At 71.3% G+C, this 22,417-nt stretch carries 21 protein-coding genes; 5 read left to right on the plus strand and 16 right to left on the minus strand.

Annotation, left to right across the window (positions count from 1 at the left end; all coding sequences use genetic code 11):
- Window positions 1–438: 438 nt before the first annotated feature.
- Window positions 439–1,380 (minus strand): 2-hydroxyacid dehydrogenase, encoded by a 942-nt coding sequence (locus tag ACIOKD_RS20035; RefSeq protein ID WP_402085498.1) that lies wholly within the window; start codon window positions 1,378–1,380, stop codon window positions 439–441.
- 75 nt (window positions 1,381–1,455) lie between these two features.
- Here ACIOKD_RS20035 and ACIOKD_RS20040 point away from each other — a divergent pair, with 75 nt between their 5' ends.
- Together ACIOKD_RS20040 and ACIOKD_RS20045 are read left to right on the plus strand one after the other, a co-directional pair.
- Window positions 1,456–2,469, plus strand: a complete 1,014-nt coding sequence (locus ACIOKD_RS20040) for an aldo/keto reductase (protein ID WP_402085501.1) — start codon at window positions 1,456–1,458, stop codon at window positions 2,467–2,469.
- Window positions 2,470–2,633: 164 nt separating this feature from the next.
- On the plus strand, window positions 2,634–3,785 hold the full coding sequence (locus ACIOKD_RS20045; protein ID WP_402085503.1) for a PQQ-dependent sugar dehydrogenase: 1,152 nt from the start codon (window positions 2,634–2,636) through the stop codon (window positions 3,783–3,785).
- Window positions 3,786–3,825: 40 nt separating this feature from the next.
- Here ACIOKD_RS20045 and ACIOKD_RS20050 read toward each other — a convergent pair whose 3' ends face one another.
- The 15 genes from ACIOKD_RS20050 to ACIOKD_RS20120 form a co-directional block, all read right to left on the minus strand.
- Window positions 3,826–4,056, minus strand: a complete 231-nt coding sequence (locus ACIOKD_RS20050; protein WP_402085506.1) for a DUF6191 domain-containing protein — start codon at window positions 4,054–4,056, stop codon at window positions 3,826–3,828.
- A gap of 53 nt (window positions 4,057–4,109) precedes the next feature.
- The gene (locus tag ACIOKD_RS20055) at window positions 4,110–7,199 is read right to left on the minus strand and encodes an AAA family ATPase (RefSeq protein ID WP_402085713.1); all 3,090 of its coding nucleotides are present in this window, start codon (window positions 7,197–7,199) and stop codon (window positions 4,110–4,112) included.
- A 545-nt stretch (window positions 7,200–7,744) separates the two neighbouring features.
- A complete protein-coding gene (locus tag ACIOKD_RS20060; protein ID WP_402085509.1) occupies window positions 7,745–7,939 on the minus strand; it encodes a hypothetical protein in 195 nt (64 codons plus the stop codon).
- 204 nt (window positions 7,940–8,143) lie between these two features.
- Window positions 8,144–8,782, minus strand: coding sequence for a hypothetical protein (locus ACIOKD_RS20065; RefSeq protein WP_402085511.1), 639 nt, complete (start codon window positions 8,780–8,782; stop codon window positions 8,144–8,146).
- Between the two features lie 52 nt (window positions 8,783–8,834).
- Complete coding sequence (locus ACIOKD_RS20070; protein WP_402085514.1) at window positions 8,835–9,479, minus strand: GNAT family N-acetyltransferase; 645 nt, start codon at window positions 9,477–9,479, stop codon at window positions 8,835–8,837.
- A gap of 15 nt (window positions 9,480–9,494) precedes the next feature.
- A complete protein-coding gene (locus ACIOKD_RS20075) occupies window positions 9,495–9,854 on the minus strand; it encodes a hypothetical protein (RefSeq protein ID WP_402085730.1) in 360 nt (119 codons plus the stop codon).
- A 44-nt stretch (window positions 9,855–9,898) separates the two neighbouring features.
- The gene (gene gatB / locus ACIOKD_RS20080) at window positions 9,899–11,410 is read right to left on the minus strand and encodes an Asp-tRNA(Asn)/Glu-tRNA(Gln) amidotransferase subunit GatB (protein WP_402085515.1); all 1,512 of its coding nucleotides are present in this window, start codon (window positions 11,408–11,410) and stop codon (window positions 9,899–9,901) included.
- A gap of 15 nt (window positions 11,411–11,425) precedes the next feature.
- Window positions 11,426–11,659, minus strand: a complete 234-nt coding sequence (locus ACIOKD_RS20085; protein ID WP_189776246.1) for a hypothetical protein — start codon at window positions 11,657–11,659, stop codon at window positions 11,426–11,428.
- 5 nt (window positions 11,660–11,664) lie between these two features.
- A complete protein-coding gene (gene gatA, locus ACIOKD_RS20090) occupies window positions 11,665–13,170 on the minus strand; it encodes an Asp-tRNA(Asn)/Glu-tRNA(Gln) amidotransferase subunit GatA (protein WP_402085518.1) in 1,506 nt (501 codons plus the stop codon).
- 5 nt (window positions 13,171–13,175) lie between these two features.
- Window positions 13,176–13,472, minus strand: coding sequence for an Asp-tRNA(Asn)/Glu-tRNA(Gln) amidotransferase subunit GatC (gatC, locus tag ACIOKD_RS20095; RefSeq protein WP_015036350.1), 297 nt, complete (start codon window positions 13,470–13,472; stop codon window positions 13,176–13,178).
- Window positions 13,473–13,668: 196 nt separating this feature from the next.
- A complete protein-coding gene (locus ACIOKD_RS20100; protein WP_402085521.1) occupies window positions 13,669–15,963 on the minus strand; it encodes a putative bifunctional diguanylate cyclase/phosphodiesterase in 2,295 nt (764 codons plus the stop codon).
- Between the two features lie 262 nt (window positions 15,964–16,225).
- On the minus strand, window positions 16,226–18,460 hold the full coding sequence (ligA, locus tag ACIOKD_RS20105; protein WP_402085523.1) for an NAD-dependent DNA ligase LigA: 2,235 nt from the start codon (window positions 18,458–18,460) through the stop codon (window positions 16,226–16,228).
- A 15-nt stretch (window positions 18,461–18,475) separates the two neighbouring features.
- Entirely contained in the window at window positions 18,476–19,495 is a 1,020-nt protein-coding gene (locus ACIOKD_RS20110) for a methionine synthase (protein ID WP_402085526.1), read from the minus strand.
- A 217-nt stretch (window positions 19,496–19,712) separates the two neighbouring features.
- A complete protein-coding gene (locus tag ACIOKD_RS20115; protein WP_402085716.1) occupies window positions 19,713–20,411 on the minus strand; it encodes an SDR family oxidoreductase in 699 nt (232 codons plus the stop codon).
- Window positions 20,412–20,428: 17 nt separating this feature from the next.
- Window positions 20,429–20,968 carry a TIGR00730 family Rossman fold protein gene (locus tag ACIOKD_RS20120; protein ID WP_402085528.1) on the minus strand — a complete coding sequence of 180 codons (540 nt, stop codon included), beginning with the start codon at window positions 20,966–20,968 and terminating at the stop codon, window positions 20,429–20,431.
- A 148-nt stretch (window positions 20,969–21,116) separates the two neighbouring features.
- Between ACIOKD_RS20120 and ACIOKD_RS20125 the strand changes: the two genes are divergently transcribed.
- The 3 genes from ACIOKD_RS20125 to ACIOKD_RS20135 all read left to right on the plus strand — a co-directional run bounded on the left by ACIOKD_RS20125 (window position 21,117) and on the right by ACIOKD_RS20135 (window position 22,001).
- The gene (locus ACIOKD_RS20125; RefSeq protein WP_402085531.1) at window positions 21,117–21,449 is read left to right on the plus strand and encodes a DUF427 domain-containing protein; all 333 of its coding nucleotides are present in this window, start codon (window positions 21,117–21,119) and stop codon (window positions 21,447–21,449) included.
- Between the two features lie 67 nt (window positions 21,450–21,516).
- A complete protein-coding gene (locus ACIOKD_RS20130) occupies window positions 21,517–21,708 on the plus strand; it encodes a toxin-antitoxin system HicB family antitoxin (RefSeq protein WP_402085535.1) in 192 nt (63 codons plus the stop codon).
- Complete coding sequence (locus ACIOKD_RS20135) at window positions 21,705–22,001, plus strand: type II toxin-antitoxin system PemK/MazF family toxin (protein ID WP_402085537.1); 297 nt, start codon at window positions 21,705–21,707, stop codon at window positions 21,999–22,001. The genes ACIOKD_RS20130 and ACIOKD_RS20135 overlap by 4 nt, the downstream gene beginning before the upstream one ends.
- Window positions 22,002–22,417 lie beyond the last annotated feature (416 nt).

Here is a 22,417-nt window from a genome sequence, read left to right on the forward strand (position 1 = left end):
AGCACCGCCCCCGGGGAGCTCACTGCGTCTCTCCCGGCCGAGCCGCCCCCGAGTCCCTCTGTTCCCGGTGCGCCGTGTGTATGTGACGCCTGCGACCGCTCGGCCGGTGGTGGTGGTGGTGGTGGTGGCCGCTGTGGCCGCATCTGCGCGCGGGTGGACACCAGGATCGCCGTCGGCGACCCCGTCGCGTCGGATCGTTGGTCCATAGGCCGTACATCGCCCGTCGCCCCCCTCGCTGTTGCTGTCTCTCAGTCCCCGGCGCCGGATGGTGCGCGGCGCAGCCCCTGTCGGGACGATACACCAGTCTCGTCACTCAGGGACATAGTCCCTCTACGCTCCGTAACGGCCGATGGGGGATTGGACACGGCGTGCGTTCGATGGAATGCGGAGGGTACCCATGAGTGCCCTTCGCACACGCCCGGACGGGAGCGAGGAGGACTACGAGCCCGTCGTAAGGACCACGTTCCGCAGTGGCTCCCGGTTCACGAAACGGTGCAACTGGTCCAGGAGGAGCCGCTGGGCCCGTGGGAGGAACGCGGAGGTGGGGCCGCCCACATGGGGACTGATGAGCACGTTCGGGGCGTGCCACAGGGGGTGCCCCGGCGGCAGCGGTTCGGGGTCGGTGACGTCCAGGGCCGCCCGGAGCCGGCCGCTCCCCAGCTCGGCGAGGAGCGCCTCGGTGTCGACGACACCGCCGCGGGCCACGTTCACGAGGAGTGCCCCGTCCTTCATTCGGGCCAGGAAATCGGCTCCGGCCAGGCCTTTCGTCTGCTCGGTGAGCGGCGTGACGAGCACCACCACATCGGCTTCCGGGAGGAGCTCGGGCAGGGCGGAAATCGGATGCACGGGGCCGCGCGCGGTCTCACGTGCGGAGCGCGCGACGCGCGCCACCCGCGCGAGCTCGAACGGTGCGAGCCGGTCCTCGACGGCCGAGCCCACCGCTCCGTAGCCGACGATCAGAACGCTCTTGTCCGCGAGCGCGGGACGGAACCCCGACCGCCATTCCTCGCTGTCCTGTCCGCGGACGAAGTCGGGGATGCCGCGCAGCGAGGCGAGGATCAGGGTGAGGGTGAGTTCGGCGGTACTCGCGTCGTGCACACCGCGCGCGTTGCACAACTGGACGCCCGTGGGCAGCAGTTGCAGGCCCGGCTGGACATGGTCGATGCCGGCCGACAGGGTCTGCACGACCCGCACGGAGGTCATGTCGGCCATGGGCCGCACCGAGATGTCGCCGCCCTTCATGTAGGGCACGACGTAGAAGGCGCAGTCGGCTGGGTCGGCGGGAAAGTCCTCCTCGCCGTTCCAGAAGCGGTAGTCGAGGCCCTCGGGAAGGCCGTCGAGTTCGTCCGGTGAGAACGGGAGCCACACTTCGTACGTCATGGTCAGGAGGCTATGCGAAGCATCCGTGGACGCAGAGGTTAGTTTGGGGTGCCAGTAAAGGGAGGGCACGGCCAGGTGGAGCGCAGGACGATCGGGGCGGCGGCGCTCGAAGTGGGGGCTGTCGGTCTCGGGTGCATGCCGATGAACTGGGCGTATTCGGGTTCGCGGCAGCGGGGTGCCGAATCGCTGCGCACCGTGCACGCGGCCCTCGACCGGGGCAGCACGCTCCTGGACACCGCCGACATGTACGGGCCGTTCACCAATGAGCTGCTGGTGGGACGCGCGCTGAAGGAGCGGCGTTCGGATGCCTTCGTGTCGACCAAGGTCGGTCTGCTGGTGGGTGATCAGCACATCGTGGCCAACGGCCGTCCCGGCTATGTGAAGCGGGCGTGCGACGCGTCGCTGCGCCGGCTGCAGACGGATGTCATAGACCTCTACCAACTGCACCGCGAGGACCCGGAGGTACCGGTCGAGGAGACCTGGGGCGCGATGGCGGAGCTCGTCTCGGCCGGGAAGGTGCGGGCTCTCGGGCTGTGCGCGGTGGGCGCCCGCGCCGGCCGCAGGCCGGGTGCGCGGCTGCACGACGGGACGGTACGGAAGCTGGAGCGGGTGCAGCAGGTCTTCCCGGTGAGCGCGGTGGAGGCCGAGCTGTCGGTGTGGTCGCCGGAGGCGCTGGAGGCCCTGCTGCCGTGGTGCGAGGCGCGCGGGGTCGGCTTCCTCGCCGCGATGCCGCTCGGCAACGGCTTCCTGACCGGCACCCTCACTCCCGGCGAGGGGTTCGAACCCGACGACCTGCGGGCCAGGCATCCCCGGTTCACCGCCGAGATGATGGCCGCGAACCAGCCGATCGTCGTCGGTCTGCGCCGCATCGCCGCCCGCCACTCGGCCGCGACCGGGGGCGCGCCCGTCACCCCCGCGCAGGTGGCTCTCGCCTGGGTGCTCTCGCGCGGGAAACAGGTGGTTCCGGTGCCCGGGACCAAGCGGGAGTGCTGGGCCGCGGAGAACGCGGCGGCGGCCGGGCTGCGGCTGACGGCGGAGGATCTCGCCGAGGTGGCGGAACTGCCTTCGGCGCTGGGGTCCTGGGACTGAGCGGGGATCCCGGGGCCGAGCCGGGGTCCGGGTCCTGAATCGCCCGGTTCGGGCAGGGGTCCGGCGATTCGGTGTCCGTGATCGGGAACCCGGGAGGCCCGGGCGGTGTATGAAAAGGAGAACCTGCCGCGTCGAAGGGATCCCGCATCGTGCAACGTCGAGCTGTGACGGCCGTGTTGGCCGCAGCCACGCTCCTGCTGACGGCCGGATGCTCCTCGGACGGCGGGGGGAGTCCGGACGGTGGCGGGAGCACGCCCTGGGTCTCTCCGAAACCCGGCACCTCGCCCCCGGCCTCCGGGCGGGCGGCCGAGGAGGCACCGCCCGCCAAGGGCTCCGTGCAGGTCGTGCGGACCGTCACCGAGGGCCTCAGGACACCCTGGGGCCTGGCGCCCCTGCCCGAGGGCGGCCTGCTGGTGTCCTCGCGCGACGAGGGGACGATCACGCTGGTCGACGAGAAGACCGGCAAGAAGACCGAGGTGGGCTCGGTACCCGGAGTCGCCCCCGGCGGCGAGGGCGGCCTGATGGGCCTGGCCCTGTCCCCCACGTACGCGTCGGACCACATGGTCTACGCGTACTTCACCTCGGACTCGGACAACCGCGTCGTGCGCATGCAGTACGACGCGAAGAGGCCGGCCGGTGAGCGGCTGGGCGCCCCCGACACGGTGTTCCGGGGCATCCCCAAGGGCACGAACCACAACGGCGGTCGCATCGCCTTCGGCCCGGACAAGATGCTGTACGTGGGCACGGGCGAGACCTATGTCACCGAGCTGGCCCAGGACAAGAAGTCGACGGGCGGCAAGATCCTCCGCCTGACCCCGGAGGGCGAACCGGCACCGGGCAACCCCTTCGACTCACCCGTCTACTCGTACGGCCACCGCAATGTGCAGGGCCTGGCCTGGGACTCCGAGCAGCGGCTGTTCGCCTCGGAGTTCGGCCAGGACACCTGGGACGAGCTGAACCACATCAAGCCGGGCGGCAACTACGGCTGGCCGGACGTGGAGGGCGAGTCGGACGACTCGAAGTACGAGAGTCCGATCGACCAGTGGAGCACCGACGAGGCCTCCCCCAGCGGTATCGCCTACGCGGAGGGTTCCGTCTGGATGGCGGGCCTGCGCGGCAAGCGGCTGTGGCGCGTCCCGCTCAAGGGCACGGCGGAGTCGGCGGAGCCGCAGGCCTTCCTGGAGGGCGACCACGGCCGTCTGCGCACGGTGGTGGCGGCGGGCGGCGACAAGCTGTGGCTGGTCACGAGCGAGACGGACGGAAGGGGCACCCCGGGCGACGGGGACGACCGGATCCTGGAGCTGCGGGTCAAGTGAGGTGGGGTGGGGTGAGGTGGGGCGAGGCTAGGCGAGATGCCTAAGCGGGAGCTTCCGGGTGATCCTGGTCGTCCCGCGGGTCAGCCCGGCCGTCCCGCTCCCCCGTGGGCTGCGTCGGCGGGCGTACGACCACCTTGCCCGAGGTCAGGTCTATGGGGCCCTGCCCGGGGTCGCCGTCGTTCAGATCGACGCGGGTCAGTTCCAGCCGCTTGTTCTCGTCCTCGGTGTGCTTGCGGCCCGGTGCGAAGAGGTTCTCGATCATGTTGAACACAGCGGCTCCCTCGGCCCGGCGTCTCCTACAGCGTAAACCTCACCTCGTGGAACTCATCCGGCTCGTCCGGTCGGGCGGGCGGCGGCCGTCTCCGGCGGGAACAGCCGCATCCGGTGCGCGACGGCCGCCGCCTCGCCCCGGCCGGAGACGCCGAGCTTGGCCAGGATGTTCGAGACGTGGACGCTGGCCGTCTTCGGGGCGATGAAGAGCTCCTCGGCGATCTGTCGGTTGGTGCGGCCGACGGCCACCAGGCGCAGGACGTCACGCTCGCGGCTGGTGAGGCCGAGCGCCTCGGCCGGGTCGGTGGGAGCGAGGGGGCTCCGGCCGGGCGACCGGGCGAGTGTGAGGCGGGCGCGCTGGGCGAGCAGGGCGACGGCGTCGGTGAGCGGCCGTGCGCCGAGGTGGTCGGCGACGGCCCGGGCCAGCCGCAGCAGCTCGGTGGCGCGGCCCCGTTCCTCCTCCGTGCCGCCGGAACTCAAGAGGGCTTCCGCCAGCCGGTAGCGGACGCGGGCCAGGTCGTAGGGACGCTCCAGCGGTTCGAAGGCGGCGACCGCCTCGGACCAGTCGTCCGGGGTGTCCCGGCCCTCGGCACGCAGCAGTTCGACGCGTACCCAGAGCTCGTACGCCTGCCATATGGGCACGTTCGTCGTGAGGGACTTGGCGGTCGTGCGCAGGCGCTCGACCAGTTCGGCGCGGCCCGGTTCGGCGGCGGGCAGGCCGCGGGCGTCGGCCTCCGCGGTCGCCGCGGCGAGCAGCAGGGGCCAGCCGTAGCGCTGGGTGCCCGGCGGGAAGCCGAGGCTCAGCGCCTCGGCCAGCTCCGTGCGGGCGTCGAGGAGGCGGCCCTCGCCCGCGGCGATACCGATCGCGAGGGTGGTCAGGGGCAGCGCGTTCTGGGGCACGGCGTCGTGGGTGCCGAAGTGGCCGCGGGCCTCGGCCAGTTGCGCGCGTGCGGTGGGCAGGTCACCCCTGGCCAGTTCGAGGCGTGCGTGGAGCATGGTGCGAAAGCCCCGGGGTTTGGCGCTCTGGCCGACCCGCTCCGCGTTGTTTCCGGCCTCGGCGGCCTCGGGCCAGCGTCCCAGCGAGAAGAGGGACTCGCCGAGGTTGCCCCAGACCCAGGCCTCGGTGTCCAGCAGTCCGTATCTCCGGGTGAGCCGGACTCCTTCCTCCAGGATGCCGACGGCTTCCTGGGAGCGGCCGACGCCCTCCAGGTGGGAGGGCAGGTTCACATGGGCGCGGCCCAGCACATAGGTGGCGCCGAGCTCCGTGGCCCGTTCCTTGACCTCGTGGACCTCGGCGAGTCCGGCGCCGATGTCGCCGGACTCGACCAGGAGTCCGCCCAGCGTGAGGCGGGCGTTCAGCTCGATGTCACGGGCCCCGACCATGCGGGCGTACTCCACGGCGCGTTCGGCGGCCTGGAGGGCGTCCGGTCCGGGCCGGTGCGCCATCAGCCAGTTGGCGACATGCGCGAGGACGTCGGCGTGCACCTCGGACGGCGGCAGTCCCCGGACGAGGTCCTGCGCGGTGCCGAGTTCCTGCCAGCCGTCACCGAGGCCCTGTCCCTCGATGAGACGGGATCGCTGGATCCAGAACCAGGCGGCGCGCAGCGGGTCCCGTTCGTCCTCCAGGAGGTGCAGGGCCCGCTTGGTTGTCTTCAGCGCGCGCTTGCGTTCCCCGCAGAACCGGCCCGCCACGGCGGCCTCGGCCATGAGGTCGAGGTAGTGCAGCGGGGTGGTGGCCGGGTCGCGGCGGCTGGGGTTCCCGCCGCGCGCTTCGGGCAGTGGGGGCGGATAGGCCTCGCTGTAGTCGGCGGTGCGCAGTGCGGCGCGTACGGCCTCGGGGGCCGTGTCCCACAGCTCCATCGCCCGCTCCAGGAGCCGTACCTGCTCCGAGTAGGCGTGCCGGCGGCGGGCCGCGACGGAGGCGTCGAGGACGGCGGGCAGGGCCTTGGCGGCGTCGTGCGCGTGGTACCAGTGACTGGCCAGCCGGGCGGCGCGCTCGCCGGCCGGGACGAGCGAGGGGTCGGCCTCCAGGACTTCCGCGTAGCGGCGGTTGAGGCGGGAGCGCTCGCCGGGGAGCAGGTCGTCGCCGACGGCCTCGCGCACCAGGGAGTGGCGGAAGCGGTAGCCGTCGCCGTCGGGCGTCGCGAGGAGGATGTTGGCGCCGACGGCGGCCCGCAGTGCCTCGATGAGGTCGTCCTCGGAGAGCCGGGCCACGGCCGCGAGCAGCCGGTACTCCACCGTCGAGCCGCCCTCCGCGACGATCCTGGCGACCCGCTGGGAGCCCTCGGGCAGGCTCTCGACGCGGACGAGGAGCAGATCGCGCAGGGAGTCGGTGAGGCCGGTGGCGCAGCCGTCGTGGGCGGCGACGGCCAGTTCCTCCACGAAGAAGGCGTTCCCGTCGGAGCGGGCGAAGATGTCGTCGACCTGGACCGGGTCGGGCTCGGAGCCGAAGATTCCGGCGATCTGGCGGGCGACTTCGGCGCGGGTGAAGCGGCGCAGCTCGATCCGGCGGACGGTGCGCAGCCGGTCGAGTTCGGCGAGCAGCGGGCGCAGTGGGTGGCGGCGGTGGATGTCGTCGGCGCGGTAGGTGGCGACGACGAGGAGGTGACCGCTGCGCAGGGTCCGGAAGAGGTAGGCGAGGAGGTGGCGGGTGGAGGCGTCCGCCCAGTGCAGGTCCTCCAGGAGGACGACGACTGGGCGGTCGGCGGCGACGCGTTCCAGGAGGCGGACGGTGAGTTCGAAGAGGCGGGCCATGCCGTCCTCGTCGTGCCGCCCTCGGGTGGTCTCCCCCAACTCGGGCAGGAGCCGGGCCAGTTCCTCCTCCTGGCCCGTGGCCGCGGCGGCCAGCGCGTCGGGCAGGTGGCGGCGCAGGGCCCGCAGGGCGGTGGAGAAGGGGGTGAAGGACAGGCCGTCGGCGCCGATCTCGACGCAGCCGCCGACAGCCACGACGGCGCCCTCGCGGCAGGCGCCCGCCGCGAACTCCTCGATGAGCCGGGTCTTTCCCACGCCGGCCTCACCGCCGAGGAGCAGCGCCTGCGGCTCGCCCGCGGCGGCACGGGCGAGCGCGTCGTTCAGTACGTCCAGCTCGTCGGCCCGGCCGACGAAGACCGGACTGACGGACCTGGTCTCCACAGCGCCGAGCATCGCACAGGGGTCGGACACGGCGGCACTGCTTATCGGCCGCCCACCCCCGACCAGGGACGCACTCCCCCGGCACCCGTCCCCGACCACGGACGCACTCCCCCGGGACCCGTCCCCGACCACGGACGCACTCCCCCGGAACCCGCCCCCGACCCCGGACACGCCTCCTCGGGGCCCGTCCACGACCGCTCGGCCGCTCGCCCGGAACCCGCCCCCGACCCCGGACACGCTCGTCCTGGGTCCGCGCACAGCCTCGGGCCCGCCTGCCCGGGGCCCGCCCCCCACCTCGGGCTTACCTGCCTGCAGCGAACCCGCAGCCCCGGGCCTGCTTGCCCTGGGCCCGCTCGCAGCCCCGGGCCCGCTCGTCCAGTGGCCGTCCGCCGTCGCGGGCCCGTCCGCGGTGGTGGACGGGCCCGTGGTCGCCGAGGTGGCGGTCGCCGGAGGCGTGGGCGGCGAGGACGCGGTCGTGACCGGGGAGGCGGTCGCCGTGCCCTCGGTCCGTGCAGGGCGGCCGACCCCCGTGCGGCCGCCCTGCGACGCGCCGGCACTCATGCGGCGCGTGCGAACCGGGGCCTGCGGGAGCGGTGGCCGTTCACCCGCCCTTCGCTGTCGTCGTGACCGGATCGCGCGGCCTCGCGCCGGGCGGCACGGCGGGTGCGGGCGGCCTCACGGGCCATGCGGTAGTTGTCGGCGGCGCGGATCATTTCCGCGGAACGGATCTGCTGGAGCTCGTACTCGAACATCCTGTACCCCTCGGGAAGAGTGAACGGCGGAGGGCGACCGGTGAGAGGTCACTGTCGGCTTCGCTCGTTCGCGATGCCTCAACCTTCGTCTCCAAGGGGGGTGCGGCACATCGGGAGAGTTCCGCATCTTGGACGCACGAGGGGCCTTAGTCCCGCCGTAAGTGGCTCGCGTCGGGACTAAGGCCCCTCAGGACGCGCGGTCGGTCAGCTGCTCGTGGTCGGCATGCCGAGGAGGATGTCGGAGTACTTGAGCGCGGCCAGCAGCAGGCCGATGACGCCGAGCGAGACACCCGCCCAGGCGACGGACTTGACCCACGGGGACTGGGCGGGGATCCGGTCCGGGTTGCCGAACGCCGGCCTCACCAGCACCACGACACCGACGATCAGCGCGGCCAGCGCGAAGAAGCCGGCGACCAGGGCGTTGGCGTTCCAGGAGTCGGCGTACACCTGCTTGATCTGGGTGGCGACGGGCGAGCCCTGCGCGGTCTCCAGCTGGCCGTACAGCGAGTCGCGCGCCTGCGCGATGGTGCCGATCCAGCTGCCGGTCAGCGAGACGATGCCCAGTCCGGCGGAGACGATCGCGGCGGCGCCCATGGCCACACCGGAACCGGCTCCCGCCGCGGCTGCGACCTGCTCGTCCTCGCCGTCGCCCGCACCCTCGAAGTCGTCCTCGTCCAGGCTCTCGGAGTCGGTCCGGCCGTCGGCGGCCTCGACCTCTCCGACCGCGCCGACGGTACCGCCGGTGCCCTTCTCGTCACCCTTGCCGAGCTTCACTGCCTCGTCGTCGCGCTGTGCCTCGGTGCCGGTCTCGATTCCGGCCTCGTTCTCTGTCTTGGTTCCCATGCTTCGCACCGTACGGACGCTGTCTGAGAATTTCTTTAAGATCCCGGAATCCTCACGCGCGGCTCGGCGGATCGCCTTGTTCAGCCGCAGCCGCAGCCGCAGCCGCAGTGGCAGTGGCAGAGGCAGTGGCAGTGGCAGTGGCAGCCGCGCGTGCGGTCCGCCACTCCCCGGCGAGGACCGACCACACCTCCGTGTCCTGTCGCACGCCCCGGTGGGGCCAATTTTCGCGCAGGACGCCCTCACGGCTCATGCCGAGCCGTCGTGCCACGTTCAGGCTGGGCTCGTTGGCGACGGCCGCGTGCCACTCGACGCGGTGGATGCCGCGCTCGTCGACCGCCCAGTCGATGAGGACGCGGATCGCGCGCGTGATCAGGCCGCGGCCCGACGCCGCGGGCTCCAGCCAGCAGCCGACCTCGCAGACCCCGTGCTCGGCGTCGAAGACGCGGAAGAGCACACCGCCGACCAGCTGTCCGTCCAGCCACACCCCGTGCAGACCGCCCGTGTCGGCGGCCTTCTTGTCGGCGAACGACTGGAGCAGTTCGCGCGCGGAGTCGACATCCGTGGCCCGTGAGCCGAAGGAGATGTACTGCTGGACGAACTCGCGTCCGCGGTCGAGATGAGCCAGGAACTCGTCCGCGTGCCACGGCTCCAGAGGCCGCAGTTCGCCGCCGTCGTCACCCAGGGATATCGCGTACATCCTGCTGCCGCTCCTTCACGAGTACCGCCACGGGTACGTCCGCCGGTGCGTCCGCCGGTGCGTCCGCCGGTGCGTCCACTGCACCCGCCGCGCCCACCGCACCCATGAACGCGTCACCGCGCGCCCCGGGATCGTCGCACGACGCCCCGGACCGGCGGTACGGATTTCCGGCGGTTCGACACCGAGCCGCGGCAGGCGCCGGTCGAGCCGGCCGGGCATGGGCGCGAAGTCGGCGACGGTCATCACGTGTCCGGGCAGCACGATTCCCGCGTACGCGGTGCCGACGCCGACCAGCGCCGTAGCGCTGCCTCCGGGCGCGCGGGGAACGGCCCGGGCGGCGGAACGCCGGAGGGGCGCCGCACCACCCAGGTGCAACGCCCCTCCGGACAAGGGAGCAGGACAGCGAGGGAGCCCGAGGGCTAGCCCTCGACACCCAGCTTCGTAAGGATCAGCTCCTTGACCCGCGCCGCGTCGGCCTGCCCACGCGTGGCCTTCATGACGGCACCCACCAGCGCACCGACCGCCGCGACCTTCCCCCCACGGATCTTGTCCGCGACACCGGGGTTCCCAGCGATGGCCTCATCGACCGCGGCCGTCAACGCACCCTCGTCCGAGACGACCTTCAGACCGCGCTTGTCGACGACCTCGTCCGGCGTGCCCTCACCCTTGACGACCCCGTCGATGACCTGACGGGCCAGCTTGTCGTTGAGCGAACCGTCGCTGACCAGCGCGGCCACCCGGGCGACCTGCTCGGGCGTGATGGCCAGCCCGTCCAGGGACACCCCGGACTCGTTGGCCGCGCGCGCCAGCTCCCCCATCCACCACTTGCGGGCGGAGGCCGCGTCGGCGCCCGCCCCGATGGTGGCGACGATGAGGTCGATGGCCCCGGCGTTGAGCATCGACTGCATGTCGTGGGCGTTGACCCCCCACTCCTCGCGCAGCCGGTTGCGGCGGGCCAGCGGCTGCTCGGGCAGACCCGCGCGCAGCTCCTCGACCCACTCACGGGACGGGGCGACCGGCACGAGGTCCGGCTCGGGGAAGTAGCGGTAGTCCTCCGCCTCCTCCTTCACCCGGCCCGAGGTCGTGGAGCCCGTGTCCTCGTGGAAGTGGCGGGTCTCCTGGATGATCGTGCCGCCGTCGTTGAGTACGGCCGCGTGCCGCTGGATCTCGAACCGGGCCGCACGCTCCACGGAACGCAGCGAGTTGACGTTCTTCGTCTCGCTCCGCGTGCCGAACTTCTCCCGGCCGTGCGGGCGCAGCGACAGGTTCACGTCGCAGCGCATCTGGCCCTGCTCCATACGGGCCTCGGAGACACCGAGCGCCTTGATGAGTTCGCGCAGCTCGGCGACGTACGCCTTGGCGACCTCGGGGGCACGCTCGCCGGCGCCCTCGATCGGCTTGGTGACGATCTCGATGAGCGGGATGCCGGCGCGGTTGTAGTCGAGCAGCGAGTGCGAGGCGCCGTGGATACGGCCCGTCGCGCCACCGACGTGCAGCGACTTGCCGGTGTCCTCCTCCATGTGGGCGCGCTCGATCTGCACGCGGAAGACCTCGCCGTCCTCCAGCTGGACGTCGAGGTAGCCGTTGAAGGCGATCGGCTCGTCGTACTGGGAGGTCTGGAAGTTCTTCGGCATGTCCGGATAGAAGTAGTTCTTCCGGGCGAAGCGGCACCACTCGGCGATCTCGCAGTGCAGCGCGAGGCCGATCTTGATCGCGGACTCGACGCCGATCGCGTTGACGACCGGCAGCGCGCCGGGCATGCCCAGACAGGTCGGGCAGGCCTGCGAGTTGGGCTCGGCGCCCAGCTCGGTGGAACAGCCGCAGAACATCTTGGTCTTGGTGCCGAGTTCGACATGGACTTCGAGGCCCATGACGGGGTCGTACGACGCCAGCGCGTCCTCGTACGACACCAGGTCAGTCGTGACAGTCACTGTGAAACTTTCCCCTCAGCCCAGCAGGACGTCTTCGTCGCCCAGGCGCTTGAGCTCCCGGTAGAGGATGGCGAGGCCGGTGACGATGGCGGCGGCGGACACGGTCGCGTCGATCAGCCTCAGCGTGTCCCCGTCACTGCGGGCCAGCTTGATCTGCTTGGCGACGCTGATCGCGCCGAACGCGGTACTGCCGAGCGACACGTACAGACCGGTCTTCGACTTCTTGAAGTTCTTTGCCTTCTTGGCCATGGCGGTCACAGCGACGGAGCCTCCTCGATCAACGGGTGACCCCAGCGTTCCACGAACGCGGCCTCGACGGCGGCTCCCACCTTGTACAGGCGGTCGTCCTTGAGGGCCGGCGCGATGATCTGGAGGCCGACGGGCAGGTTGTCCTCGGGTGCGAGGCCGCAGGGCAGCGACATCGCGGCGTTGCCCGCGAGGTTGGTCGGGATGGTGCACAGGTCCGCGAGGTACATCGCCATCGGGTCGTCGGCGCGCTCGCCGATCGGGAAGGCGGTGGTCGGGGTGGTCGGCGAGACGATCACGTCGACCTGCTCGAACGCCTTCTCGAAGTCCCGCGTGATGAGCGTACGGACCTTCTGGGCACTGCCGTAGTACGCGTCGTAGTAGCCGGAGCTGAGCGCGTACGTGCCGAGCATGATGCGGCGCTTGACCTCGTCGCCGAAGCCCGCCTCGCGGGTGAGGGCGGTGACCTCCTCGGCGGAGTGCGTGCCGTCGTCACCGATGCGCAGGCCGTAGCGCAGACCGTCGAACCGGGCGAGGTTGCTCGAACACTCGGACGGGGCGATGAGGTAGTACGCCGACAGGGCCAGGTCGAAGGACGGGCAGTCCAGCTCGACGATCTCGGCGCCCAGTTCCTTGAGGAGCGCGACCGACTCGTCGAAGCGCTGCACGACACCGGCCTGGTAGCCCTCGCCGCGGAACTGCTTGACGACGCCGACGCGCATGCCGTCCACGCTGCCGTTGCGGGCCGCCTCGACGACGGCCGGGACCGGCTCGTCGATGGAGGTCGAGTCGAGCGGGTCGTGTCCGGCGATGACCTCGTGCAGCAGGGCCGCGTCCAGGACCGTACGGGCGCAGGGCCCGCCCTGGTCGAGGCTGCTGCTGAAGGCCACCATGCCGTACCGCGACACCCCGCCGTACGTCGGCTTCACGCCGACCGTGCCGGTGACGGAGGCGGGCTGGCGGATGGAGCCGCCGGTGTCCGTGCCGATGGCGAGGGGCGCCTGGTAGGAGGCGAGGGCCGCGGACGAACCGCCGCCGGAACCGCCGGGGATGCGCGACAGGTCCCACGGGTTGCCGGTCGGTCCGTACGCGCTGTTCTCGGTGGAGGACCCCATGGCGAACTCGTCCATGTTGGTCTTGCCGAGGATGACGACGTCGGCCGCCTTGAGCCGCGCGGTGACCGTGGCGTCGTAGGGCGGGATCCAGCCCTCCAGCATCTTGGAACCGACGGTGGTCGGGATCCCCTTGGTGGTGAAGATGTCCTTGAGGGCGAGAGGTACGCCTGCCAGCGGGCCGAGCTTCTCGCCCCGCGCCCGCTTCTCGTCGACCGCGCGGGCCTGGGCGAGCGCCCCTTCCCGGTCGACGTGCAGGAAGGCGTGCACCTTCTCGTCGACGGCGCCGATGCGCGCGAGGTGCGCCTCGGTGACCTCGACGGCGGTGAGTTCGCCGGAGGCGATCCGGGAGGCGATCTCCGCGGCGGTGAGCTTGATGATGTCGACGTTGCTGTCCGTCATGGTGATTAGTCCTCCCCCAGGATCTGCGGCACCTTGAAACGCTGCTGCTCCTGGGCCGGGGCGCCGGAGAGCGCCTGCTCGGGGGTGAGCGACGGACGGACCTCGTCCGCGCGCATGACGTTCGTCAGCGGCAGCGGGTGGGAGGTCGGCGGTACGTCTTGGTCGGCGACCTCGCTGACGCGGGCGACCGCGCCGATGATGTCGTCGAGCTGACCGGCGAAGTGGTCGAGCTCTTCGCCCTTCAGCTCCAGACGCGCCAGTCGGGCGAGGTGGGCGACCTCCTCGCGCGTGATGCCAGGCATGCGGCGATCCTCAGGGGTGAGTGCGTGTGGTGTGGCCCAATCCTATGGGGCGCGAGGAGATCCCCGTGCATCGGTTTCCCCGCGAGGAGATTTACGCGCCGGACGACGGACGGGCGGGCGCCGACGGCGGGTGACCCCCCACGGAAAACGCCCACCCGCACCGCCCGTCACGGGCGGTGCGGGTGGGAGAAGATCTTCACTCGTCCCCGGCCGCCGCAGGCAACGCCGCCTTCGGCCGCTGCCACCCCCGGGACCCCCGCGCCAGCAACCACGCCGTGGCCTCCTCCGGAGGCATCGCCGCGGCCACCAGCCATCCCTGAACCGCGTCACACCCGAGATCCCGCAACCGCTCCCACGTCTCGTCGTCCTCGACGCCCTCCGCGACGACGAGCAGCCCGAGCGAGTGCGCGAGATCGACCGTGCAGCGCACGATCTCCGCGTCCTCCGTGTCCACCGCGAGCCGCGCGACGAACGAGCGGTCGATCTTCAGCTCGCTCACCGGCAGCCGCCGCAGATGCACGAGCGACGAGTACCCCGTCCCGAAGTCGTCGAGGGACATCTTCACGCCGTGCGCGGTCAGCGCGGCGAGGGTGTCCGCGGCCCGCTGCGGGTCCTCCAGCAGAACGTGTTCCGTTATCTCCAGCTGCAGCGCCCCCGCGGGGACCCCGTGCCGGGCGAGCCGCGCGGCCACCGATCCCGCGAAGCCGGCGGTGTGCACGTCCCGGGGCGACACGTTCACGGCGACCGGTACCCGGAGCCCCTGGGCACGCCAGCGCGCCACTTGGGCGAGCGCCGCCTCCAGTACGTACTCGGTCAGATACGGCATCAGACCGGACGACTCGGCGATGGCTATGAACTCGTCCGGCGGCACCTTCCCGCGCTCGGGATGCACCCACCGTACGAGCGCCTCAAGGCCGGCGACCTGCCCGTCGAAGCGCACCTTCGGCTGGTAGTGCAGCTCGACGTCCCCCGCGTCGAGTGCCCGCCGCAGATCCCCCAGCAGCCCGAGCCGGTCGGGGGTGTTGGAGTCCCGCTTGGACTCGTAGACCTCCACCCCCGTACGGTCCCGCTTCGCCTGGTACATCGCGACGTCCGCCCGCCGCAGCAGCCCCTCCGCGTCCAGCGCGTGGTCGGGGAAGACGGCGAGTCCGGCGCTGGCCTCAAGGACGAGCGTCAGCCCGTCGAGGTCGAGCGGCGATCCGAGCGCGGTCACGAGGCCGCGGGCGACCCGCGTCGCCGAGGTCGTCGAGTCGGCGACGGGCAGCAGCACGGCGAACTCGTCCCCGCCCAGCCGCGCGGCCTCCGCCCCGCGCGGCAGAGCGACCCGCAGCCGGTCCGCTATCTGCAACAGCAGCCGGTCCCCGGCGAGATGCCCGAGGGTGTCATTGACGGACCTGAAGCGGTCCAGGTCGATCAGCAGCAGAGCGGAACGCGCACCGATTCGTTCGGCGTCGTCCAGCGCCCGCCAGGTCCGTTCGAGCAGCCACTGCCGGTTGGGCAGTCCCGTGAGGGGATCACGCAGTTGCTCCTCGGCCCGCGCCCGCGCTATCCAGAGCGTGGAGTCGAGAGCGATGAGGGGCACGGCGAAGAGCGGCAGGAGCGCGGGGAGGGCGATGGCGACGACACAGATCAGCGGGGCGATACCGAGCAGCGCGACGGCGACCAGCCCTTGTCTGGCCAGGGCCGTGCGGGCGACGGTCGGCAGTCCGGGCGGGCGTGGCGCGTTGAGGTACCAGAGCAGCGCGCGGCTCACGACGAGATACGCCCCGGCCGCCAACACCACCTGAGGCACGGTGAAAACGGTCCAGGTCTCCGGTTTCCAGGGCGCCTCGACGGACGGCACCCGGCCGAACGCGGCCAGCACCAGCGCCCCGGCGCCGAGGCCGAGGATGTCCACCGCGCCGTGCAGGATGCCCTGGCGCCAGCGGTGCCGTCGGGCTATGCCGACGAGCACGACGACGGTGAGGCTGACCATTCCGGCCGGCACCCAGCCGTACAGCAGCAGGACGGCGAGGGTGAGGGCCGCTCCGGAGCCCGTGCCGCCCCACCAGCGGGACCGGCCGAGCGCGACCAGGTGGCCGACGATGACGCCGACCAGGACGGCCAGCGCCCAGCCGGCCGCGCCGGACGGGAAGAGCGCGTGCCGGCCGGTGAAGGCGCGGTAGAAACCCGTGCCCAGCACGAGCCCGGCGGCCACGACGACCGCCGGGGGCAGCGCGGGCCAGGTCGGCTGCCGGTCGGCCTCCTGGCCGGTCGGCTGGGAGTGTGAGCCCGGGGCGGCGGTGAACCGGCCCGAGCCGTGCCCGTCCGTGCCGGCGTGCTGTCCCGTGGCGTACCCCGGCACGCCGGATCGGTCCGTGGGCCTGGTGACACCGAGGCCCGCCCCGAACTCCCGGCTTCGCTCCAGCAAGGGGTGCCCCCATCGCCGCACGCCGGTCATCCAGCGTGGGCGCAGCCGTGAGTCCGGGGCGGCGCTCTCGGTCGGTTCCATTCCCGTCCCTCTCACGGCCGGCGGTTCCCACGCCACGCGGCCCGACGCACGATCAGTCCCTCAACGGCTCCGCGTCTGAAAAACCCTTCCCCCGACTCCTGAGGAGCAAGGGGGTGCGCCAACCGCAGCTGGGCACGGCAGGCGCAGACCTCAACAGTAGGCCGCAGAAGGCTCCCAAGGGCAGCGGTCGTCTACGGTTGCCCGAATGCGACACGGCCGCCCCTCTGCATCTGGTATGCGCCGAACGGGTGGTCTTCAACCGCTAGCCCTCGATCGGAAGTGCCGCTTCCGCCGCTGCCTCCGGTCCTTGTTCGAGCAGAACGGCGAAACCGTCCTCGTTCAGGACCGGCACTTTGAGCTGCATGGCCTTGTCGTACTTCGATCCAGGATTGTCACCTACGACAACGAAAGACGTCTTCTTCGAAACAGAACCGGTCACTTTCGCCCCACGGCTCTGTAGCGCCTCTTTCGCTCCGTCGCGTGTGTGACGTTCCAGAGTGCCGGTGACCACGAGGGTCAGTCCCGCGAGGGGGCGGGGTCCCTCGTCCTCGCCGGAGCCCTCCTCTTCCATGCGGACGCCGGCGGCCTTCCACTTGCGGAGGATCTCCTGGTGCCAGTCCACCGTGAACCATTCCTTGAGCGAGGCCGCGACGATGCCTCCGACACCGTCCACCGCCTTCAGCTCCTCCTCCGTGGCCTCCTGGATCCGGTCGATGGACCGGAACTCGCGGGCCAGCGCCTCGGCCGCGACGGGACCCACGTGCCGGATGGACAGGCCGGTGAGGATGCGGGCCAGCGGACGCTCCTTGGCCGCGGCGATGTTCTCCAGCATCGCGAGGGCGTTCTTCCTGGGCGCGCCCTCCTGGTTGGCGAAGACCGTGGCGATCTTCTCCTCGCCGGTCTCCGGGTCCCGCTTGGGCAGTCCGCTGTCCTGGTCCAGGACGTACGCCCTGATGGGCAGCAGTTGCTCGATGGTGAGGTCGAAGAGGTCGCCCTCGTCCCCCAGGGGCGGCTGCGAGGGCTCCAGCGGCTTGGTGAGCGCGGCGGCGGCCACGTAACCGAAGTTCTCGATGTCCAGGGACTTGCGGCCGCCCAGGTAGAAGAGCCGCTCGCGCAGCTGGGCGGGGCAGGTGCGGCCGTTCGGGCAGCGCAGGTCGATGTCCCCCTCCTTGGCCGGTGCCAGCGGTGTGCCGCACTCGGGGCACTCGGCGGGCATCACGAACTCGCGCTCGCTGCCGTCGCGCAGGTCGACGACCGGTCCGAGGATCTCCGGGATGACGTCACCGGCCTTGCGCAGCACCACCGTGTCGCCGATGAGGACGCCCTTGGCCTTGACCACGTCCTGGTTGTGCAGGGTCGCGAACTCGACCTCGGAACCGGCCACCGTGACGGGCTCCACCTGCGCGTACGGGGTGACGCGACCGGTACGGCCCACGCCGACCCGGATGTTGACCAGCTTGGTGTTGACCTCCTCCGGCGCGTACTTCCACGCGATCGCCCAGCGCGGGGCGCGGGAGGTCGAGCCGAGGCGGCCCTGGAGGGGGATCTCGTCGAGCTTGACGACGACACCGTCGATCTCGTGCTCCACGGAGTGGCGGTTCTCTCCGTAGAAGGCGATGAACTCCCGGACGCCGTCGAGGTCTTCGACGACCTTGCCGTAGCGGGTCGTCGGCAGGCCCCACTCGCGCAGCAGCTCGTACGCGTGCGAGAGGCAGTCGATGTCGAAGCCCTCGCGCGCGCCGATGCCGTGCACCACCATGTGCAGCGGGCGGGTGGCCGTGACGCGGGGGTCCTTCTGGCGCAGTGAACCCGCCGCCGCGTTGCGCGGGTTGGCGAAGGGCTTGTCGCCGGCCTCCACCAGGCGGGCGTTGAGCTCCTCGAACTTCTCCATCGGGAAGTAGACCTCGCCGCGGATCTCCACGAGGTCGGGGATGCGCTCGCCCCGGAGGCGGTCGGGGATCTCCGCGATCGTACGGACGTTGGGCGTGATGTCCTCGCCCGTACGGCCGTCGCCGCGGGTCGCCGCGCGCGTGAGCCGCCCGTGCTCGTACGTGAGGTTGACCGCGAGGCCGTCGACCTTCAGCTCGCACAGGAAGTGGTACGCGGACGTGCCGACCTCCTTGGCGACGCGGTCCGCCCAGGCGGCCAGCTCCTCGTCGTCGAAGGCGTTGTCCAGGGAGAGCATGCGCTCGGCGTGCTGGACGGCCGTGAACTCCGTCGCGTACGCCCCCGCGACCTTCTGGGTCGGCGAGTCCGGGGTGCGCAGCTCGGGATACTCGTCCTCCAGGGCCTCCAGGGAGCGCAGGAGCTTGTCGAAGTCCGCGTCGCTGACGACCGGCGCGTCCTTCACGTAGTACCGGAAGCGGTGCTCCTCGATCTGCTCGGCGAGCTGCGCGTGCTTCTCCCGTGCCTCGCTGGGCGCGGGCCCCGCAGCCGCGGCCCCGACCCTGGCTTCGGCCTCGGTCGAGGCGGTCTGTGCGTCCTTGTCGCCGGCCACCGTGTCGTCCTCCCGTTACTCTGGGTTGTCCGCGAGGGATCTCGCCGCCCGGACGCAGTGGGCGAGGGCCTCGCGCGCGTACTCGGGGGAGGCGCCCGCGAGTCCGCACGACGGGGTGAGCGTGACCGCGTCCGTGAGAAGCCCCGGACTCAGCCCCAGCCTGCGCCACAGCGTCCTGACACCCATGACGCTACCGGCAGGGTCTGACAACGGACCGTCCGTGCCCGCCACGACACCGGCGAAGAGCCGGGTCCCCGCTTCCACCGCTTCCCCGATGACGTCGTCGTCACGCTCGGTGAGGAGCGCGAAGTCGAAGGAGACGCCGGTCGCTCCGGCCCGTCGCAGCAGCGCGAACGGCACGTCGGGGGCGCACGAGTGCACGACGGAGGGGCCGCCGTCCTGCACGCCGATCACGTCCCGCAGTGTCGCCTCGACGAGCTGCCGGTCGACGGCCCGGTGGGTGCGGTAGCCGCTCGCGGACCGCACGTGGCCGCGCAGTACGTTGATGAGCGAGGGCTCGTCGAGCTGCAGGACGATCTCGGCGCCGGGGATACGGCGGCGTACGTCGGCGAGGTGCTCGCGCAGGCCCTCTGCGAGCGATCCGGCGAGGTCCCGGCAGGCTCCGGGGTCGGAGAGCGCGACCTCGCCGTTGTGCAGCTCCAGGGCCGCCGCGAGCGTCCAGGGGCCGACGGCCTGCACCTTCAACGGCCCTTCGTAGCCCTGCGTGAACTCCTCCAGGGCGTCGAGGTCCTCGCCGAGCCAGGACCTGGCCCGCTTGGTGTCGCGGCCCGGCCGGTCCCCCAGCCGCCAGCCGCTGGGCTCCACGCGCGCGTAGAGCTCGGAAAGCATTCCGGCGGTGCGGCCGATCATGTCCGCGCCGGGGCCGCGGGCGGGCAGTTCCGCCAGGTACGGCATGCCCGTCTCCGGGCCCTCGAAGGTCCCGGCCACGCTCTTGGCGGTCTCCCGGGCGTCCCCGCCCGGCATCGACCCGATGCCGGTGGCGGGGCCGGGCCTGAACTCGCTGTTTTCGCTCACTCGGGCAGCCTACGGAACCGGCGGGGGCGCGGGGCCCACGGGAGGGGGCGTGCGGGTCCGGGGCCCGGGCTCGGGCTCGGGTCCGGGTCCGGGTCCGGGTCCGGGTCCGGGTCCGGGTCCGGGTCCGGGTCCGGGTCCGGGTCCGGGTCCGGGTCCGGGTCCGGGGTTCGCGGAAGCGAGCGCGCGGTCTCGGCCTCGGCTTCGGCCTCGGCCTCGGTCAGCGTCCCGGTCGTACCGTCAGGTCGTTGACCTCGGCGTCCTTCGGCAGGTCGAGTGCCATGACGATGGTCGTCGCGACGGACTCGGGGTCGATCCACTTCGAGGGGTCGTACTCCTTGCCCTCCTGCTGGTGGACCTTGGCCTGCATGGCGCTGGCGGTGCGCCCCGGATAGACGGAGGTGACCCTGACCCCGTTGCCGTGCTCCTCGTGCCGCAGCGAGTCGGCGAGGGCCTTCAGCCCGTGCTTGGAGGCGGCGTACGCGGACCAGTCGGCGTACGCGTTGAGCCCGGAACCGGAGTTGACGAAGACGACATGCCCGTGCGCGAGCCGCAGTTGGGGCAGGAAGTGGCGGGTCAGCTCGGCGGGCGAGATGAGGTTGACGTCGAGCTGATGGCGCCAGGTCTTCGGGGTGAGGTCGCCGACCCTGCCGAGGTCGATGACGCCCGCGATGTGCAGGAGCGAGTCCACCCGGTCGGGCAGCGTCTGGTGGGAGAACGCCCAGGACAGCCGGTCCGGGTCCGCGAGGTCGCCGACGAGGGTCCGGGCGCCGGGGAACTCGGCCGCCAGCTCCTTCGCGCGGCCCGCGTCGCGCGCGTGCAGCACGAGGTCGTCCCCGCGCGCGTGGAGGCGGCGGGCGACGGCCGCGCCGATGCCGGAGCCGGCTCCGGTGATCACATGAGTAGCCATGCCCGCCATGCTCGCAGCACGCGTGCTCACCGCGTGCCGCGGCTCTCCTCCAGGTAGGCGAGCGCTCCCACGGCCTCCTCCGCGAAGAACACCAGATCGGTGAGCGGCACGGGCAGGAAGCCCTCGGCCTCCATGCGCAGGAACTGCTCCTTCAGCCCGTCGTAGAAGCCGGCGGTGTTGAGCAGGACGACCGGTTTGTCGGTGTGCCCGTGCTTCTTCAGTTCCAGGATCTCGGTGGCCTCGTCGAGGGTGCCCGTACCGCCGACCATGATGACGACGGCGTCGGCATGCTTCAGGAGCAGGGCCTTCCGCTCCGCGAGGTCCCGCGCGACGATCATCTCGTCGGCGCCCGGCCGCGCCCTCGCCGACAGGAACTCCACGGAGACACCCACGAGCCGCCCGCCCGCCTCCTGCACACCGTCGGCGACAACCTTCATGAGTCCGACGTCGGAACCGCCCCACACGAGCGTGTGCCCGCCCTTGCCGAGCAGTTCGGCGAACTCGCGGGCGGGCCGGGTGTAGCGCTCGTCGAGCTCGGCGGCGGAGAGGAAGACACAGATGTTCATGCGCTCAATTTACGGGGCGGCCTCGGCGTGCCGGGAGGGAAGAACGCGGCGGCGCCGGACGCTGTACTCATCGAGAACGTGGCCGAACGCAGCCGAACACGGCCATACGTCCGCCACCTCCGCGCGACCTCTACCGAGGAGTCGAACCGTGACCAAGGGCCATCGCATCACCGTCGAGCAGGGCACCGAGCGCGTCCGGGCGGTCCACGACGGCAAGGTACTCGCCGACAGCACACGCCCGCTGGTACTGCGCGAGACGGGCCTCCCGCCCCGCTACTACCTCCCGCCGGAGGACGTCCACGTGGACCTGCTGACCCCGTCGGACACCTCCACCCACTGCCCGTTCAAGGGAGACGCGTCCTACTGGTCGCTCCCGGACGCCCCGGACCTGGTCTGGGCATACCCGGACCCGAAGCCGGAGGTCGCGGAGATCAGGGACCACTTCTGCTTCTACGAGGTGGAGACCGTCTCCGCGGGATGACCTCGCTCGTCGACACCGGAGTGTGACACCAGAACATGCCACCACGTCACGATGCTAACGTGGTGGCATGTCCGTTATGACGCTCCGTATCCCGGATGAGCTCGACCCTTCAATAAAAGCCGCAGCCGGCGCCGCGGGACTCTCGCTCAACGCGTACATCGTGCGGGCGGTCCGACGGCAGTCGGTCATCGACGCCGCTCAGCAGCTCGCGGCGCTCGGATTCGGCGACGACCTGTGCGGCGACGGGGACGTCCTGTGAAACGCGGAGAGATCTGGACGCTCGATGATGGGCGTAGCGTGCTGGTCATCTCGCTCGACGGGCTGGAAGGGGCGTACGGCGCGGTACTCGTGATCGTGCTGCATCCCGCTGGCCGGTTCCCGGACACCGCGATGTCCGTGGCGATCGAGGAACCGTTGCCCTGCACCGCGGTGGCGGTCAACATCCAGCAGTTGAGAACCACCCGCTTCGAGGAGGCGAAGCTGCACGGCGTCGTCGATCCGGCGACCTTGGACCGAGTGAGCCAGGCCCTTCGAGCGGTTCTCGACCTGTAGTCACGTCCCACTCAGTCCAACCGGACTGCTCGGCAGGGTGCCGTTACGAGTTCGTCTGATCCTTGCGCTTCTGGATGCTCCCCGTAATGCTGCACCGCGAATTGGAGCCCAATGTCCAGGTCATAACTCTTGTCATTCGCCGCGAAGAGACCGCACGTCACTCCGGACATATAGAGCAACAGCGTGAAAGATATGCAGCGCGAATGCAGCCTTTCCTGTTCCCGTGGAAGGCATGCCCTCTACGTTCTTACCAATTCGCCCATTGTCGCGCTTCAGGACACTGGCTCCTCTTTATTTCGTACGACATGCAGTCAAGCGGGGAAGAGTTCTTTCCCCGCTTGACTGCATCGAGTCCTGATGACTGCAGGTCAGCTCTCAGGAAGCGGCCGTTCGTGGGCTCACAGAGACGGACGCCC

It is taken from the genome of Streptomyces sp. NPDC087844 (genome assembly GCF_044742785.1).
Taxonomy (GTDB): domain Bacteria; phylum Actinomycetota; class Actinomycetes; order Streptomycetales; family Streptomycetaceae; genus Streptomyces.

Excerpts from the sequence above, each read along its gene's own strand:
- ACIOKD_RS20085 (WP_189776246.1), bottom strand. The coding sequence starts at position 11,659 with ATGGCCAAGAAGGCAAAGAACTTCAAGAAGTCGAAGACCGGTCTGTAC.
- ACIOKD_RS20035 (WP_402085498.1), bottom strand. The coding sequence starts at position 1,380 with ATGACGTACGAAGTGTGGCTCCCGTTCTCACCGGACGAACTCGACGGC.
- ACIOKD_RS20070 (WP_402085514.1), bottom strand. The coding sequence starts at position 9,479 with ATGTACGCGATATCCCTGGGTGACGACGGCGGCGAACTGCGGCCTCTG.
- ACIOKD_RS20120 (WP_402085528.1), bottom strand. The coding sequence starts at position 20,968 with ATGAACATCTGTGTCTTCCTCTCCGCCGCCGAGCTCGACGAGCGCTAC.
- gatC (WP_015036350.1), bottom strand. The coding sequence starts at position 13,472 with ATGCCTGGCATCACGCGCGAGGAGGTCGCCCACCTCGCCCGACTGGCG.
- ACIOKD_RS20130 (WP_402085535.1), top strand. The coding sequence starts at position 21,517 with ATGTCCGTTATGACGCTCCGTATCCCGGATGAGCTCGACCCTTCAATA.
- ACIOKD_RS20065 (WP_402085511.1), bottom strand. The coding sequence starts at position 8,782 with ATGGGAACCAAGACAGAGAACGAGGCCGGAATCGAGACCGGCACCGAG.
- gatA (WP_402085518.1), bottom strand. The coding sequence starts at position 13,170 with ATGACGGACAGCAACGTCGACATCATCAAGCTCACCGCCGCGGAGATC.
- ACIOKD_RS20055 (WP_402085713.1), bottom strand. The coding sequence starts at position 7,199 with ATGCTCGGCGCTGTGGAGACCAGGTCCGTCAGTCCGGTCTTCGTCGGC.
- ACIOKD_RS20100 (WP_402085521.1), bottom strand. The coding sequence starts at position 15,963 with ATGGAACCGACCGAGAGCGCCGCCCCGGACTCACGGCTGCGCCCACGC.
- ACIOKD_RS20060 (WP_402085509.1), bottom strand. The coding sequence starts at position 7,939 with ATGTTCGAGTACGAGCTCCAGCAGATCCGTTCCGCGGAAATGATCCGC.
- ACIOKD_RS20115 (WP_402085716.1), bottom strand. The coding sequence starts at position 20,411 with ATGGCGGGCATGGCTACTCATGTGATCACCGGAGCCGGCTCCGGCATC.